The sequence below is a fragment of the Fuerstiella marisgermanici genome, assembly GCF_001983935.1.
GTDB lineage: Bacteria > Planctomycetota > Planctomycetia > Planctomycetales > Planctomycetaceae > Fuerstiella > Fuerstiella marisgermanici.
Genome location: NZ_CP017641.1, coordinates 7,813,663 through 7,829,301 on the forward strand (window position 1 = coordinate 7,813,663; position 15,639 = coordinate 7,829,301).

General features: G+C 54.7%; 19 protein-coding genes. 4 read left to right on the forward strand and 15 right to left on the reverse strand.

Annotated features, from left to right (window positions below):
* Window positions 1-94 precede the first annotated feature (94 nt).
* The 3 genes from Fuma_RS29385 (at window position 95) to Fuma_RS35485 (ending at window position 2,900) form a co-directional block, all read left to right on the forward strand.
* A complete protein-coding gene (locus tag Fuma_RS29385) occupies window positions 95-862 on the forward strand; it encodes an exodeoxyribonuclease III (protein ID WP_077027251.1) in 768 nt (255 codons plus the stop codon).
* 95 nt (window positions 863-957) lie between these two features.
* Complete coding sequence (locus Fuma_RS29390; protein WP_145944444.1) at window positions 958-2,265, forward strand: hypothetical protein; 1,308 nt, start codon at window positions 958-960, stop codon at window positions 2,263-2,265.
* Between the two features lie 107 nt (window positions 2,266-2,372).
* Window positions 2,373-2,900: a hypothetical protein gene (locus Fuma_RS35485; protein WP_077027253.1), complete on the forward strand. Its 528-nt coding sequence runs from the start codon at window positions 2,373-2,375 to the stop codon at window positions 2,898-2,900.
* Here Fuma_RS35485 and Fuma_RS29400 read toward each other — a convergent pair.
* A complete protein-coding gene (locus Fuma_RS29400; protein ID WP_077023303.1) occupies window positions 2,848-4,077 on the reverse strand; it encodes an ISL3 family transposase in 1,230 nt (409 codons plus the stop codon). The two genes, Fuma_RS35485 and Fuma_RS29400, sit on opposite strands and share 53 nt — an antisense overlap.
* A gap of 45 nt (window positions 4,078-4,122) precedes the next feature.
* Here Fuma_RS29400 and Fuma_RS35490 point away from each other — a divergent pair, with 45 nt between their 5' ends.
* On the forward strand, window positions 4,123-4,266 hold the full coding sequence (locus tag Fuma_RS35490; protein WP_158521178.1) for a hypothetical protein: 144 nt from the start codon (window positions 4,123-4,125) through the stop codon (window positions 4,264-4,266).
* 7 nt (window positions 4,267-4,273) lie between these two features.
* On the opposite strand, the gene Fuma_RS29405 is transcribed toward Fuma_RS35490, so the two are convergent.
* The 14 genes from Fuma_RS29405 to rpsE all read right to left on the reverse strand — a co-directional run bounded on the left by Fuma_RS29405 (window position 4,274) and on the right by rpsE (window position 15,609).
* Window positions 4,274-5,827 carry a DUF1559 family PulG-like putative transporter gene (locus Fuma_RS29405; protein WP_077027254.1) on the reverse strand — a complete coding sequence of 518 codons (1,554 nt, stop codon included), beginning with the start codon at window positions 5,825-5,827 and terminating at the stop codon, window positions 4,274-4,276.
* Between the two features lie 199 nt (window positions 5,828-6,026).
* On the reverse strand, window positions 6,027-7,586 hold the full coding sequence (locus Fuma_RS29410; protein ID WP_145944445.1) for a hypothetical protein: 1,560 nt from the start codon (window positions 7,584-7,586) through the stop codon (window positions 6,027-6,029).
* Between the two features lie 116 nt (window positions 7,587-7,702).
* On the reverse strand, window positions 7,703-8,290 hold the full coding sequence (locus Fuma_RS29415) for a hypothetical protein (protein ID WP_145944446.1): 588 nt from the start codon (window positions 8,288-8,290) through the stop codon (window positions 7,703-7,705).
* Between the two features lie 19 nt (window positions 8,291-8,309).
* Complete coding sequence (locus tag Fuma_RS29420) at window positions 8,310-8,825, reverse strand: RNA polymerase sigma factor (RefSeq protein ID WP_083732413.1); 516 nt, start codon at window positions 8,823-8,825, stop codon at window positions 8,310-8,312.
* A 102-nt stretch (window positions 8,826-8,927) separates the two neighbouring features.
* Window positions 8,928-9,539, reverse strand: a complete 612-nt coding sequence (locus tag Fuma_RS29425; RefSeq protein WP_077028636.1) for a flavin reductase family protein — start codon at window positions 9,537-9,539, stop codon at window positions 8,928-8,930.
* Between the two features lie 31 nt (window positions 9,540-9,570).
* Window positions 9,571-10,122: a putative metallopeptidase gene (locus tag Fuma_RS29430; protein ID WP_077027257.1), complete on the reverse strand. Its 552-nt coding sequence runs from the start codon at window positions 10,120-10,122 to the stop codon at window positions 9,571-9,573.
* Window positions 10,123-10,333: 211 nt separating this feature from the next.
* A complete protein-coding gene (locus Fuma_RS29435; protein WP_077027258.1) occupies window positions 10,334-10,969 on the reverse strand; it encodes a bL17 family ribosomal protein in 636 nt (211 codons plus the stop codon).
* An 85-nt stretch (window positions 10,970-11,054) separates the two neighbouring features.
* On the reverse strand, window positions 11,055-12,068 hold the full coding sequence (locus tag Fuma_RS29440) for a DNA-directed RNA polymerase subunit alpha (protein WP_077027259.1): 1,014 nt from the start codon (window positions 12,066-12,068) through the stop codon (window positions 11,055-11,057).
* 66 nt (window positions 12,069-12,134) lie between these two features.
* A complete protein-coding gene (rpsK, locus tag Fuma_RS29445; protein ID WP_077027260.1) occupies window positions 12,135-12,518 on the reverse strand; it encodes a 30S ribosomal protein S11 in 384 nt (127 codons plus the stop codon).
* A 63-nt stretch (window positions 12,519-12,581) separates the two neighbouring features.
* Window positions 12,582-12,968 (reverse strand): 30S ribosomal protein S13, encoded by a 387-nt coding sequence (gene rpsM / locus Fuma_RS29450; RefSeq protein ID WP_077027261.1) that lies wholly within the window; start codon window positions 12,966-12,968, stop codon window positions 12,582-12,584.
* 132 nt (window positions 12,969-13,100) lie between these two features.
* Window positions 13,101-13,217, reverse strand: a complete 117-nt coding sequence (gene rpmJ / locus Fuma_RS29455) for a 50S ribosomal protein L36 (protein WP_077027262.1) — start codon at window positions 13,215-13,217, stop codon at window positions 13,101-13,103.
* A gap of 43 nt (window positions 13,218-13,260) precedes the next feature.
* Window positions 13,261-14,616, reverse strand: a complete 1,356-nt coding sequence (secY, locus tag Fuma_RS29460; protein WP_077027263.1) for a preprotein translocase subunit SecY — start codon at window positions 14,614-14,616, stop codon at window positions 13,261-13,263.
* Window positions 14,617-14,680: 64 nt separating this feature from the next.
* The gene (rplO, locus tag Fuma_RS29465) at window positions 14,681-15,127 is read right to left on the reverse strand and encodes a 50S ribosomal protein L15 (RefSeq protein ID WP_077027264.1); all 447 of its coding nucleotides are present in this window, start codon (window positions 15,125-15,127) and stop codon (window positions 14,681-14,683) included.
* Window positions 15,124-15,609, reverse strand: coding sequence for a 30S ribosomal protein S5 (rpsE, locus tag Fuma_RS29470; protein WP_077027265.1), 486 nt, complete (start codon window positions 15,607-15,609; stop codon window positions 15,124-15,126). Before rpsE ends, rplO begins: the two co-directional genes overlap by 4 nt.
* Window positions 15,610-15,639: the final 30 nt, after the last annotated feature.

The following is a 15,639-nucleotide window of genomic DNA, read 5'->3' on the forward strand; positions in this document are numbered from 1 at the left end:
TGTCAGGGACAAAGCAAACTCAAACCGTGGAAAATGAGAAAACCGGATCAATTCCCCCAAACTCCCCAAAGTCCACCGCCGTGAGGACGCAAACATGAGAATCACAACATGGAATGTGAACGGGCTGCGAGCCGCGATTCGCAAAGGATTTGCCGACCAAATTGCAGAAATCCAACCTGACTTGCTGCTGCTGCAGGAAATCCGCGTAACGCCCGACCAGCTGGATGAGGAGTGGCGGAGTCCCGACGGTTGGCACGTCCACTGGCATCCGGCCCAACGAAAGGGGTATTCCGGCACGGCCGTCTGGAGTCGACTTCCGTTTGAGATTGTTGGCACTGGCACCTCTGAAGCCGACCCTGACGACGAGGGCCGACTGATTTCCGTCCTGTGTGAAGGCTTAAATGTTTCCAGCGTCTACCTACCGTCCGGGTCGTCGAAGCCCGAGCGACAGATCGTGAAGGAGGCGTGGATGAACCGATTTCGCAGTTGGGTAACCGGACTGCCGACAACCGGCCCAGCCATTCTGGGCGGAGATCTGAACATCGCTCATACAGAGAAGGACATCTTCTACGCCAAGGCGAATGAAAAGTCGTCAGGCTTCCTCCCGCACGAACGCGAATGGTTTGGCGATTTGCTGAAGGCGGGCTGGCACGATACTGCTCGCCACCACTTCGGCGACGTCCAGGGACCATATAGCTGGTGGTCAAATCGTGGCCGGGCTCGCGAACTGGACCGTGGCTGGCGGATTGACTACCTGCTGGCGAATGCGGCTGCCCACTCGCGGTTCCGAAGTGCCACAATTCATCGGGAAGCCGGCATCACTGTCAGCGACCACGCTCCGGTGAGTATCGACCTGGACTAAGCCTGACCTGTATCGTGTCTCGGCCTGGCGTACACTGCACAGCAGTTCCGCACGCATGGGGGCTTCGGTCCGTGTCGCTTTATGGGGAGATCCAGATGCAAAGTTTATTGTGGCAGCTCTCATTCGATGTGCGACCGGATTCGAGAATCGGTCGCATGCTGCGGGCGGCATCCATCACTCCCGCCCTGCTCTGCACTACGGCGATCGCCTTTCTGTTGCACTCACCAGCCAGCATCGCAGCCAGCGACGAATCGGAAGCGGTTAGCTGGGGTGAGGCGCACAACGGCTTGCAGCTTCGAGCTGTCCCGGTGATGTCTGCTATGAGCGAAGACGATATTGATCTGAGCTCCCCGATGCCCTTGTTCACCAATCGGAGTGAAGTCGCTTTCGCCGTTGAAGTTCGCAACATCAGCGACAAGCCGCTCGTGATTTTGGATACGCGATACGGCAATTCCTTTGGTGCACATAAGGGCAAATCGAATTCTGACAACTACAGCCAGTATCTATTTGAGATCGACTACTTTGATAAGAATGGAAACAAGATTGCGAAGCCGCACGTGCAGATTGTGGATGCGCACATGATTGTTTCGGGGATGCTGACCGCTGAGTTGGCTCCGAAACAGTCTCACCGATTTCTGCTGCGACCTGAAACATGGAACCCTGTCATTGGTCAGCGTCTTCCTGCGGGTGAATATTCGGCCGTCATTCGCTATCGCGGCATCGCAGCCCCAGTGTCCGAACGCATTGCAGAGTATCGGCCGACCAGCAAAGTGCTGGAGGCATGGTCAGGCGACGCCGCGTCGCCGAAGACAGCATTTGAGATCCGGCCGCCTCAGTCCGACAATGGTCAGCAGAAGTCGCTAACCTGGGGCGAGCCTGTAAAGGGCCTGCGAGCTGCCGTCGCTTTCGGCACTGGTCGTCCGATCTGTCGTCATGGTGACCGTGCGGATCTGCAGTTACACATACAGAATGTCAGTCAGGATCCAATCACAATCTGCAGTCCTGCGTGGCTTACTGATGCCCGGCTATCAGCTCGCCGTATTGGCGGTGGGGCCGTCAATGTCGGTCACACGTGGTACTCGGGCTGGACGCTGTCTTGCCGAGTGACGCTTTTGCCGGGCCAGACAACAACTTACTTCGCGGGGAACGTGGGTATCGCTGGGACACCAGTTCAGGCCGCCGATTTTCCGCACGTTACCAACCGCACAATCGTGACACCGCCGGGAAACTATCGCATGCAGTTTGAAGTAAACCTTCCGGGCATGTCTTTAGAAGACGGCAAAGGCAAACAACTCGCCCCGCTCGAAGGCGATTGGGAGGGCAAGCTCACGACTGGCAAGGCTCCGCTAATTATTTTCGGCGCAGCTGATGCGACGGATGACAAGGTGCAGAATCCGGAATAGGCTACTTTGTCAAACGCACTTCCGAAGGCACATCGGGAATTGCTGAACCAGTCCGTGACGGCGCAGCGACAGATGTTTCGGTGTACAGCACGCAATAGGATTCATCCATGAGCGGCAACCAGTACGGCGACGATGTCCCAGAAGAATACAATCCCTTTCAGGCTCCCCAAAGTATCGATGAGGCGGGAAGTCATGCTGGCAGTCACGTCGAAGAAGTTCGCAGGAAGCACCTTTCGCACGAAGCATCCCTGAAGTCGGTCGGCACGCTCTACTTGCTTGGCGGCGGCCTGACTTTGCTTGGCTTATTCTGGGGCCTCGCCATTACGATGAGCGGCGGCCGTGGTCGACCTCCGTCTGGTTCCACGGATCTGACTATTTTTATCCTGCCGTTCGCGCTGGCCGTCATGCAGCTTGTGACGGCCGTTGGCCTTCGGCGGTTGCGTCCATGGGCTCGGATCACATCCGGCATCCTTTCGGCGCTCAGTCTGTTTTGGATCCCCTTGGGCACGATAATGGGTGCCTACATCCTGTATCTGCTGCTCAGCGCAAAAGGCAGGATGGTCTTTTCTGGTCCATCCGGGATTATTGTGGGTAGAGATCGAGTCCTCCGCAGTAGAAGAGGATGGCGGTTTTGAAGTTGTCGCGGTTTCGGTATCCGCCGACTCTTCGTTTGATGGCCATGATTTTGCTGTTCATTCCTTCGGCGACGGCGTTTGTGATTCCGTGAGTGCAGTAGCTCACCACATTGGCTAAGCGTTCTTTGATCGTGCGAGCGACTTTCTTCATTGGCTCCAGCTTTGTGTGGATGACTCGCTTGTACCAGTCATTGAAGAACGTCGTGGCCTCTGCCGGAGTGTCATGAACCCAGAGGTCTCGCAGCATCTCCTTGTAGGCCCACGCTTTGCCCGTGAGTAACTCTGCCTTCCATGCGGCATCAAAGCGTTCCTGCTGTTTTTCGCTGAGATTCTCCTGGCCTGAAAGCCACAGATACCGAGTTCCCGTCAATCGATCATCGCCTTCGGCGCGAAGCTTCTTCTGCTCCGACCGACGGACCTTGTCGACGGCTTCGGTTGCCAGCTTCATGATGTGAAAGCGGTCGTGCACAATCTTCTGTTCGGCCAATGCAATGTTGCCTTTGGTGCTCTTGACGTATGCGGCACTCATGTCCATCGCAACCGCCTCCACAGACTGCTTTTCACTGTCGGAAAGCTGATCGAAACAGGCATCAGCGGCTGCCGTGTCATGACCATCGGAAATCGCTTCGACAGTGCTCTTGTCCAAGTCATAGATCAGCGTGACGTAGTTGTGTCGTTTTCGAAAGGCTTTCTCGTCGATGCCGATTCGAGGGAGGTTCTTCGATTGTTTGCGATCCTTCCCGCGAGCCACCGCCTTCTGCAGAATGTGCCACGATTCATCCCATGAGATCCCCAGAATGCTGCACGCCCCTTTCACGGTTTGTGTGGCCAGAAGAACGTCGATGGCGAAGCGTTCAAAGAACAATGAGAAGCGGCTGTTCTTTTCCGCCCAGGGAAGCCTGATCTGTTTGACGCCATGATCCGGGCACTTCACGCGAGGCGTGCGGGCATGAAGGATGGTCGCAAATTGCATCGTGTCCAGATGCCGCCATTGGCGAGACTTCGTGTGGTCATAGCACGGCAGCTGCCTGTCGCAATCCGGACAGCAAAAAGTTTCGCCCTCGCCATGTTCGACGAAAACGTCGACCTGTTGAGCTTCCATATCCAGCTGAACGTCCGCCACAAACCACGGCCCCGTCAGTCCCAAAATCTGTTCGTAAAAGTCTGTTCCCTGCATCCCACGAAAACTAACGAATTAACGCCTCACCCACAAAGAACCCGGATGGACCTCTTTTCTGATGGATACAAAGACGTCATCCAGCAGACGCCGCACATCGTCTACAAGACCTCGCTTCTAATCTGGATTTTCCTGGTCCTGCTGCTTGGCCTGCTTGGTGCGGGGCTGACTGTTGTTCTTGTCCGGTGACGGCGCGCTACAGCTCGTCCTGTTCAATTATTTCCCCGCCATCAATTGTCAGCAAAGCACGGATCGTTTTCGGGGCGATGGTGGCACTAAAGAATCGCGCTGCGCCGTCGCACATGCACGCGTGAAAGCCTTTCGCTGCTTTATCCAGCAGCGGTGAAACTGGATCGTTTTCAACCAGTTCCACGTCCTCCGGTTTCGTCCACAACACGGTTTGATCGTCGCCCGCTTCGACGACAAGCAGCGTATTGCTGGTGCCATCGTTGATGTCTTGAAACCGAGTTCCGCCCTCTGGCCGCGCGAAGACGCTGTAGATGGCTTTCTTCCCGCCGGGCAATTCAACTTTTATCAACGGTGCCACCATGCGAGTCTTGCCCGCTTCGATGTCGGCCTGATTTGTCTGGCTACCTCGGTAAGTAAACGGCATTCGTTTTGCCAGCTTGATGTTGTGAGGGCTGTCCCACGGTTCATCCAGGCGAAACTCTTTGTACAGCGGATACTCATCCAGATACGGCAGAATCAGCACTCGCCAGCTTAACAGTCGCTTCCCGTCTTTGTTGGCCAGCGCCTGCGGGGGGAAGGTTCCGTAGGTGTCATAGAAGTTGTGCATCGCCAGACCGATCTGCTTCAGCGAATTCATGGTCGTCATTCGCTGAGCTCGACGCCGAGCGGGAGATGCAAGTACCTTCAGGCTATCAATGATTGCCGACGTATCGCCCTCTGATTTGGATTCCAGCGCGACGCTGCTGCCAACGGCCCGCGTTTGCAGCACATCTGCTTTGTCTTTAATTTCTGAGGTCGTCCAGTCATTCAGCAACTTCGCCACACCGGCTGCAGATTCCTTAGAATTGGTGTTCACTTGCAAACGCATGTTGGACGGTGGCAGTGTTCCAGACAGAGTCACCGACTTTAATTTCCACAATAGTTCTGCAGCCGTAGTCGCGCGACGACTATCAGCGCCGAAAACCTCCGGCAGCAATGAGGCCAATGGCAATATGGCCTCGGCCGGCGTTCTTAACGCCACGGCGTGAGGATGTTTAATGTTGTTGACTGTCGCAAGGAATTCCGCGTCCGGCTCGCCGCTGTGTTCACCCTGGAGACGTGAAATTTCTTCGGGGTCGCCGATTAACACATGTTGCCCGTCGGCAATGGTAGTTCCGCCAGTGGATTCGGCGATCGCGTTTAGAATTAGCAACACCGCATCGGCATTCTCCTGGGGCACTGGCACAACCGCCGCCCTCGGCCCGCGACTTAGTTCGGCCAGATCACTGATCCAGTACACGCGCGTTACGCCGAGTTTGGTCAAACCCTGCTGAGCCGCTTTTGCCTGCTCGATATCGTTAAACGACGGACCGGTTGTCGTCATGAATTTCGCCAGATCATCCAGGTCGATTTGCGAAAGATCGGCCCACGCGACAACTGCTGTGTCGCTGTCAAGAAAACGTTGCACGGGAGCCGTGTTGCTGGTCACGTCGGTCTGGCCAAATGCGATCAGCGACGGCAGGGCAACCAACACCATCGCAGCAATGAGACAACGTGAATGTAAACGAGGTTGAGAGTTCATTTGGCGTGTCCTAACAGGAGAGAGAACGGTGATTTCTGGGGAGGTTGTCGAGATAAGTCGTTTAACCCGCAGGCGAAGGCGCAGGCGTGGCTGGGGCGGCTTCGTGCGTGCGGAAGCTGAAGACTCATTGACGCCGGCACAAAAAGACGCCTGCGCCTTCGGCTGCGGGTTAAACGATCTGTCAGCCACTAAACAATCCTTACTCTTCAAACCGCACACGTAACACTTGCAGCGGCTTGTAATTGGTCGGACCGGCGGCCGTGAGTGTCACGTGTTTGGTTTCATTGATGTCTTCAAGTTTGTACTCGAATGGCTTGCCCGTGTACGCGTCCGGCATGGCAGGCATGGGAGATAGGTCCGCCAGCGATTTCGGAAGCTGGCCGTCGTGCGTCGCGGCGTGCATCCGCAGTGCCTCCAGCGTCATCAGGCGGTTGTACGCCATTTGAGTTCGCAGTTCGGCTTCTCGAACCTGAGCGCCCGCGGGATACAAAAGCCCTGCAATGATCGCCGCCATCGACGACATTCGATTTTGTTGGATCCACTGCTGAAACCGGTGGTTCTCCCGTTTCATAACGTCATTGCCAATCGCGACGGGTAGTAGGTATGTTTTTCCAAGGTCGTCGCCAACTCGCCGAAGTTCCTTCGCTGCATCCATCAGCACGATCTGCAGACCCGGTAGTTTCTTCAGGCGCTCGATAGGGACACCTCTTTCGATCAGACGTTTGCGAGCACTGTCGACAAAAGTCACGCTGGCGATGGCGAGCGCCACGCGAGCGTCGTCGGCAATAATGCCTGAGACACCGAGTTCGGCGAGAGCGTCTACCAGGGAAGCCCATTTTTCCCCCGCCTCGGCGTCCGTCCAGGTGTCCGTTTCGGCTTCCGCCAATTGGGGCAGCACTTGAGGGGTGTTGCGCAACTCCCACATCACCGATTCACGCACGCTAAGTAGCGGTCGAGGAATACTCGCTAAAGCCCAGTACAAATTCGGACAACCCGGCGTGGAGATTGCCTTCGTGATCTGATCTCGCATCATGTTCTGGATCGCGGTGCCGATAAGCTTCACAATCAGCGACTCACCCTGACCGACAAACTCAGCCAGCCGCAGCCCGTCCGTGGTGGACGAGAACGCTCCATCAAAATCCTTCTTTGAAAGTTGATAGCGAATCTTCAATACCAGAATACGCGCCAGCGCCCGAGCTTCCTGAATATCTGCAAGCCGGTAGGTATAGATGTCCGTTCCCTTCAAATCTCGCATGCGATGATCAAAGCCGAAGTCTTCTGACAACGCCATCTGGTGCAGTTCGGAGTAGATGTATTCCAGCGACAGGACAACCTTTTCGAGTTCCTGCGCTGTGGGGATTGGCCCATCGCCTTCACCCTCAAGCCATTCACTGGACTGCCACAACGCCGGTTTCTCGCCCGGAAGCTGAGCAAACATTAATTGAGCTCGCGAAAAGTGCAGCAGGGCTGAACCAGGCTTCAGTTCCCAGCGATAAGGGTAGAAGCGAATTTTCAGCGCGGGCTCTGGTTCGGCTGCAGGTTGCACCGTGATCACCGGCGGGGCTTCTTCTCTGGTCGCCCGTTTGTTCGTCTTCTGAAGATCTTCGAGCGTCATCGTCGACCCGAGCGGTTTGACGTCGGCGACAACTGCAACCAGCTGCGGCACGGTCAGCAGGCCCTTGATCCGTGCGACGGTGGTCGATTGCGCCAGAAGTGGCATCAGGATAACTGGAGTCATCAAAAGTCTGAGATGTCGCATGGTCTTGTCCCTTTGAATTGCGTTGAGATTGCCAATCGCTGCTTGCTCAGGCACGTTTTTCTGAGGCGCATCGGCCCACTGCTCGTCTGCCGTAAGTTCCACTACACCAATGATGCCTATAGCAGTTCCAGCACGCGTTGTTCGGTGGCAGGGAAAGCTCTCATCACCGGATTTTGAGCCGTTGCTTCGTTGGTCGCTGCATGGCGACTATAACCACGTGGGAAGTTCGCGATTCGCTCGTCGCCCCACTGCTGCCTTGCGGCAACGCTTAGCGGCATTGCCGCAGGCGGAATCACACCCGCTTCCGGCTCGGCCAGCATTCTCTGCCATGGTAGGAACGAAGCCGTCAGTTCAGGCCAATTGACGATTGCATTTCGCTTGCTTTCGCCAACGGTGACCGGAGGTACGACTGCGATCCCATCTTCCGTGGTCGGCTCAACATTTGCGGCAACTGGCATGCGAGACGTTGCATCGACTGAGCGATCCCGCCATGAATTAAACCCCGCCGAGATCACCATGCCACATAAAGTTCCTGTGAGGAGCGTCGATACAGTGCGCCATCTATGGCTTGAAGCTGACGCGACACGCGACCGCGCGCTGGCTTCCCAGCCGGCCTGATAGAACGTGTCGGTGATGAGTTTGTCACAGTCCGTCGGTTTCAATTGCAGCAGATGCTGCTCGAATTTTGAGTCAGTGTTTTTCATCAGCTCATTTGTCCAATTGCTACGATTCATTTGTAGTTGCAGCGGTCGACATCAATTTTCGAAGCTGACTAATACCGGCTTCGTATCTTCGATGAGCGGTCGCCGCCGACAGGTCGATGGCATCCGCGATTTGCCGGAACGTCATGTCGTTCCAAAGATGAGCGATCACGATATCGCGAGTTGTATCGTCCAGTTGCTGCAAAGCGATTTGCACATCGTCGGCCGACGGTTGGTCCATGCTGGCGGTGTCGACGGGTTCCAGCCACTGTGGTCGATCGGCGGCAACTGTCTGTTCGCGCCGCACGCGGCTGCGTTGAGATCGCAGCGCATCGATGGCTGCGTTGCGAACGGCGGTCAGCAGCCAGGAAGCTGGTTCTCGCGGTGGAGGTTCCGCCGCCGCCAGCCGGACAAACGCTTCCTGTACGCAGTCGTCGGCTGCTCCATCGATGATCGTTCCGCAGCGGCCGCGAGCAATCAGCCGCAGGGCTGCTGCGTGCTGTCGCCACAAAGCAGATAATTCGTCGGAAGACAGCACGTGTGATCCCGGTTGTTGCCAAACCTGTCGTCGCCATAACTATTGTCCTCTGGTAAGAAGACGTTACGGCCTCGGGTTTGTCTCACGGAATCTGAAGTTGGGCTACGATCCGGGACGATTCAGGTCGAATCGTTCGCGTGTCCGGCAGTAGCTGAGCCCGCCCATGCGTCCCACTGCGTCCAGCTGGTCCGGGTCGACCAGTTCTTTGGCACCCACGACAGCGTCGTCGATGTGAACGTGGACCACATTGCCGATGACGATGTTCGCTCCGCCTGGGCCATCGCCTATGTTTAGAATCTGCCGAGTCGTGCATTCAAACTGAACCGGCGCTTCGCCAACTCGCGGAGCCTTAACTTTGAGACTTGATTTCTGAGTCAGGTTGCAGGCATCGAATTCAGACTCTTCAGACGGCACGTCGGCGGCAGATGCGTTCATCTGTTTGGCCAGCGCAAAAGAAACAATGTTTACCACAAAGTCACCAGTCTGTTGGATATTGCGGAGCGTGTCTTTCGGTTCGCCTTTTCGGTTGTTTGCCGGGCAGAACAACAGCGTGGGCGGCCGGGAACCAACGCCAGTAAAGTAGCTGAACGGAGCCACGTTGGTGACACCGTCTTCCGAGATCGTCGATACCCAGGCGATTGGCCGAGGCACGATACAGTGGATCATCTGCTGGTAGAAGACCGACGGTCGAACGTCAGCCGGGTCAAAATCCATCGCGAGTTTGCCTTCTGAAGTGGACCGCTTGCTACGCCGCGTCATCCATCGGGATGATGCGAGGATTCGGCAGCCGAAGCCCGACCACGTTGCCGTGAGATTTCCGCAAGCCGTGAAAGTCGTGCCGCAGGAACAAACGCAGCGACGTTGGTGACTTCATCCGCAGGTATTGTCGTACGAATTCTTCCATCTGTTTGTCGTAGCTGGCCTGGCTGCCTGTGTGCATGTAACAGGCTCCTTCAAATCGTCGGATGTCTCCGTCGAACGCCGGGCTGATGTGGTACAGCTCGTGGAAGACCGTGACGAGTTTCTCCATGTACGTCTGGTTTAGAAATCGCGGCAGATAAAACGTTAGGATGTACAGCATCTCATGGCCGTTATGGAATAGCCGCTGCACAGTCCACGTCTGCCCATCGCGTCGCTGAGTCATCGCGCCGCGTTCGAACCGCATGGGAGTTAGCTTGGCCTGCATACCCCATTCGACTGGCGATCGCGTTTGAGCAAAAGTGACCGCGACCCGCTTCATGTCGATATGCTCGAACTCGCGATGACGTCGGCACACGTCCTCACAGAGTCGCCGCATTGCGGTACAGAAATCGAAGAGCTGGCCTGACAAAATCGTAGTTCACCCGAAAGCACGGAACCCGCGGACGCGGGAAAAGTGGCAGTGCCCATTTCTGGACGACAGGAAAGGCTAGGCTTTTCTTCAGATCGCGCCAATATCATCCCACCAACGAAAACAGGCCACCGGGTAGGTGGCCTGTTGACTTAGTCTCTGGATTGTCTTCCGCCGACTATTCTTCGGTCTTCTCCGCACTTGCTTCAGACTCGGCAGGTTCGCTGGTCTCAGCAACGGGAGTTGGCTCGTCTTCTACGACAGGAGCCGCTCGCTTAGCGGACTTCACGCGATCTCGTTCACCAACGAACTCGATCAAAGCCTGAGCCCCTGCGTCTCCCAGTCGGACATTTGGCAATTTGACAATTCGAGTGTATCCACCCGGACGGTCCGCAAATCGTTCTGCCAACTCATCAAACAAAATGGAGACAGCGTCCTTGTCGCGTAGCATTGAGAACGCTCGGCGTCGCAGTGCGACGGCAGGAGCAATCTGCTGAGACCACTGCTGCCACTTGTCGGAACTACGCCATGTCTTCCATTCGTCCGTGCCTTTTTCGGCATCGCTTTCGAATTCAGCGGCTGCAGATTCGTGCGCTGCCGCACTTCGCGCCAGCGTGACGAGCTTTTCTACGAACGGACGCAATTCCTTAGCTTTAGGGACGGTCGTCACGATACGTCCCGCAACTTTTGGTCGTTGCGGATCGTCTTCGTCGATTCGTACAGTTTTGATCAGGCTGGCAGCCATGTTGCGAAACATCGCTTTTCGATGCGATGCATTTCGACCCAGCTTTCGGCCACTAACTCGGTGTCGCATGGCGACAGCTCTCTACTTCAGGTTTCGAAGAAACAGTAACTACTTAAACTCATGTTCTAACTAAGGAGCAGCATCCAAACAGCGATTAGCCACCCGGTTGCTGGTTTGGCAATCGCATGCCGAGACGCAAATCGATCTCACCGAGTCGTTCGCGAACTTCGTCCAGTGTGGTTTCGCCGAAATTGCGAACCTGCAACAACTCGTCTTCTGAACGAACGACCAAGTCGCGAACAGTGTTGATTCCGACGGACTCAAGGCAGTTTGTCGCCCGGACAGACAGATTCAATTCTGCGAGACTTTTGTTTAGCTTCTCTTCCAGTTCCATATCAACTGGCGAGTAGCCGGTTGATTCCATCATGCCCTTCAGGCCACCTTCCGGAGCGGATTCTGGACCAGGCTCGCGATAGGTGATGAAACAGTTGAGATGCTTACGCAGGATCTTGGCGGCTTCCACCAGCGCCATTGCTGGTGATACCGTTCCGTTAGTCCAAATTTCGAGGTTCAACTTATCGTAGTTGGTTCGCTGCCCGACGCGAGTCTCTTCAATTTCATGACGGACTCGCACGATGGGCGAAAATGCCGCATCCAGTGGAATTACGCCGACTTCCGGGTCGCTGTGATAATGCTCGCTTGCTGGTACGTACCCGCGACCATTCTCAACTGTCATTTCGATGTTGAACGGGACATCGTCGGTCATCGTTGCGAGGACCAGATCTTTATTGATGACTTCAATCTGGTCATCGCAGATCACGTCCGCTCCTGTGACAACGCCGCGTGTGTTCTTTTCAATACGAACCGTCTTGACGGACGCACTGTGGTTCTTCAGAACAAGTGACTTCAGGTTCAGGCAGATGTCCGTGATGTCTTCGACGACGCCGGGGATTGTCGTAAACTCGTGCTGAACGCCTTGCACGCGTACTTTTGTGATCGCAGCACCTTCGAGGCTGGACAGCAGGATTCTGCGGAGGCTGTTGCCGACCGTAGACCCGAAGCCACGTTCAAAGGGTTCCGCGATAAACTTACCGTAATACGCGGTCAGAGTGTCGCGTACAGGGAAAACTCGACTTGGGAGCTCCAAACCACGCCATCGAATTCGCATTGTCTTCTCTCTCCGGTACTCAGGGCTAACTCAAAGCAGACTTCTAAAACACACCAACGCAGCAGATCAAACGCGGCGCTTTTTAGGTGGACGACAGCCGTTGTGCGGCAGCGGAGTCACATCTTCGATGGAACGTACAGTAATGCCGGAAGACTGAAGACCAGTGATCGCACTTTCACGACCTGAGCCTGGGCCTTTCACGCGAATTTCAATTTCTTTCACACCGAACTTCGCAGCTCGCTCAGCAACCGTCTCAGATGCCCGTTGAGCCGCAAACGGCGTGCTTTTTCTGCTACCCTTGAAGCCCACAGTACCGGCGGTTGCCCAACAAAGCACATCGCCGTTAATGTCAGTCATTGTCACAATCGTGTTGTTGAATGTCGCCTTAATAAATGCAACACCCTTCGTCACGTTACGACGAACTCTTTTTTTAGTCTTACCCTTAGCCACGCGTATCGCCTCAAACTACATACAAAGAATGATCCAGACTCAACAATCTCAAGCACCTGATGTTTAGTGCTTCATATCCTTCACACCCTTCTTACCAGCAACTGTCTTCTTACGACCCTTCCTTGTACGGGCATTAGTTTTCGTCCGCTGACCGCGAACTGGCAGCCCACGGCGATGTCGCAGTCCGCGGTAACACTGAATTTCACGCAACCGGCCAATGTCCTGCTGGACTTTTCGCCGTAGCGGACCTTCCACCGTGTAGTTTTTGTCGAGGTGGTTGGTGATCCGGCTGACGTCGTCTTCGGAAAGATCGCTGGCACGTGTCTGAGGATCGATCCCCAGTTCGTAGCAGATATTGACAGCCAACACGCGGCCCACACCAAAAAGGTAGGTCAACGCAATGTACGTTGGCTTGTTGTTCGGGATGTCCACACCGAGAACACGAGGCATCGAAACTCACTCCAAAGAGGCGACTGCCTCAGAAAACTTGAGTTGTCTGGCCTTTCGGCTCTCACAGCAACTCAAAAATTTTGACTCAACTACGACATCTTCTTATGAATATGCGTAGGCTTAACCGATCAATCAACCCTGACGCTGCTTATGGCGAGGATTGGCTGAACAAATCACATATGCGCGACCGCGACGACGTACTGTCTTACAGTGTTCGCAGATTCGCTTGACGCTTGATCGAACTTTCATCGCGTATACTCCCGACAAACAAACAGAGCCGAAACGGCCTGATCTAATCTTCAGTGTCCAACAAGCCAGAATAGTTCCGCATCACCAAATGCGAATCGATCTTCTGGACCAGGTCCAATGCCACAGAAACAATAATCAACAGCCCCGTGCCACCGAAGAAGCTCGCAATGGCGTAATCGCCGGTCAGAGTCGTGGAGATAACTGTCGGAAAAACCGCAATCACTGCCAAAAACGCGGCACCGACGTAAGTGATTCTCATCATCACCTGCTCAAGATGCGACGCCGTACGACCACCGGGACGATAACCTGGAATGAAGCTTCCGCTGTCTTTCAGGTTCTCAGACATGTCCTTGGGGTTGAATGTGATTGCTGTCCAGAAGTAGCAGAAAAAGTAAATCAGAATGACGTAAAACAGGTTGTAAACAAATCCCTGTCCGGGATTGAATGCCTGCTTTAACTGGTCGAGCACGGCATTTCCATGCCAAATCGCCGCCAACTGGTTGAATATGAAAAATGGCAACAACAGTAAGCTGGACGCGAAAATGATGGGCATCACGCCGGCCTGGTTGACTCGCAACGGCAGCCACTGTCGCTGCCCGCCCATAACCTTGCGACCACGGACGTGCTTAGCGCTTTGAATTGGAATCTTACGTTGTCCCTGAGTGATGTAAACAACACCCCAAATTACTGCAACAAACAGAACCGCGAGCACCAACAGGATTTCAACGCCCTGCCCGCCGCCGAGCTGCAATCCGCCATCCAGAAACCGAGTCAAGAATCCGCCAGCGGTGCCCGGCATTTGAGCCAGAATACCCGCCATAATCAGTAAGCTGATTCCGTTACCGATTCCATAGGCGTCGATTTGCTCACCGATCCACATCAAGAACACGGTGCCCGACGTCATCACGAGCGTGCCAACCAGAATCCAACCAAAACTGCTGTATTCATCGAGCACGATGCCCTGACCTGTCACTTGTCCGCCCGCCAATCCTTTCAGCAGAAAGAAGCTTTGCAGCAGGCAAATGATAACAGTTGCATACCTAGTATATTCATTCAACTTCCGACGTCCGGACTCGCCTTCCTTCTGAAGTTGTTCCAACGGCGGATACACGGTGCCCAACAGCTGAAATACGATTGATGCGGTGATATAGGGCATAATGCCCAAACCGAAGATCGAACCGTTGGTGATGTTGGAGGCCGAAAAGACCTGCACCATCTTCAACATGTCACTCAAACCGCCACCGCCACCTGCTGCGGTCGCTTCGCGAATCGCATCGTGGTCAATAAACGGCAGCGTGATCGAAAACCCCATCCGATAAACTGCAAGCAACCCAAGGGTCAGCAGAATCTTCTGACGGAGTTCCGGTACACGGAATACTGTTAGTAATTTGGAGAACATATAGATCTCTCTGAAACTTCAATCCCTGCGAAGTTTCCACAGGCAACCGATGTCTGCTCCAGAATTAAACCAATTCAAACTTGCCACCAGCTGCGACAATTTTCTGTTCTGCACTCTTTGAAAAGCGGTGAGCTTTCACAGTGAACTTCTTAGAAAGTTCGCCGTCGCCCAATACCTTCAATGCGTCGTGTCGCCCTGGGATAAGTCCGCGTTTTACCAAAGACTCAATAGTGACGTCAGCCCCATCGTCAAACGCTTTCTCCAGCTGGCCAACATTGATGATGACTACTGTGTCAGCGAATGCAGCGTTATTGAAACCTCGCTTCGCGACGCGGCGAAACAAAGGCATCTGACCGCCTTCGAAACCCTGGCGACGTCGAGATCCCGACCGGCTAAAGTAGCCATTATGGCCGCGACCACTGGTCTTGCCGTGGCCTGATCCCGGACCTCGACCGATACGCTTGCGTGGCTTGCGTTTCTGAATACCTGTATGAACGTCATTCAAAATCATGACAATGAAACTCCCCGCAGTCGACTGACTTCTTCGCGTGTCTGTAGCTGCGACAACGCATCAAACGTCGCCTTTACCAAATTCAATGGATTTGGCGATCCGTAACTCTTTGTCAAGATATCAGTCATGCCCACGGATTCGAGCACCAGGCGAACGCATTCGCCGGCGATCACACCCGTACCGGGCTTCGCAGGTAACAGCAAAACTCGAGAGGCTCGATAGGTGCCGATTACCTGATGAGGAATCGTGCCTTCGACAATCGAAAAGCTCTGCTGTGACCGATTCGCAGCCTTCGTTGCTTTTTCAACGGCCAACGGTACTTCTTTAGCCTTGCCATACCCGTAGCCGACTCGGCCGTTTCGGTCACCAGTAACAACCAGTGCAGCGAAACTAAAACGTCGTCCACCTTTGACCACGCAGGCACAGCGACGGATTTGAATGACCGATTCGCCGGAATCGCGTTGTGAATCGTTTGAAGACACTCTGATACCTCAATCTCTACTGAACCGATA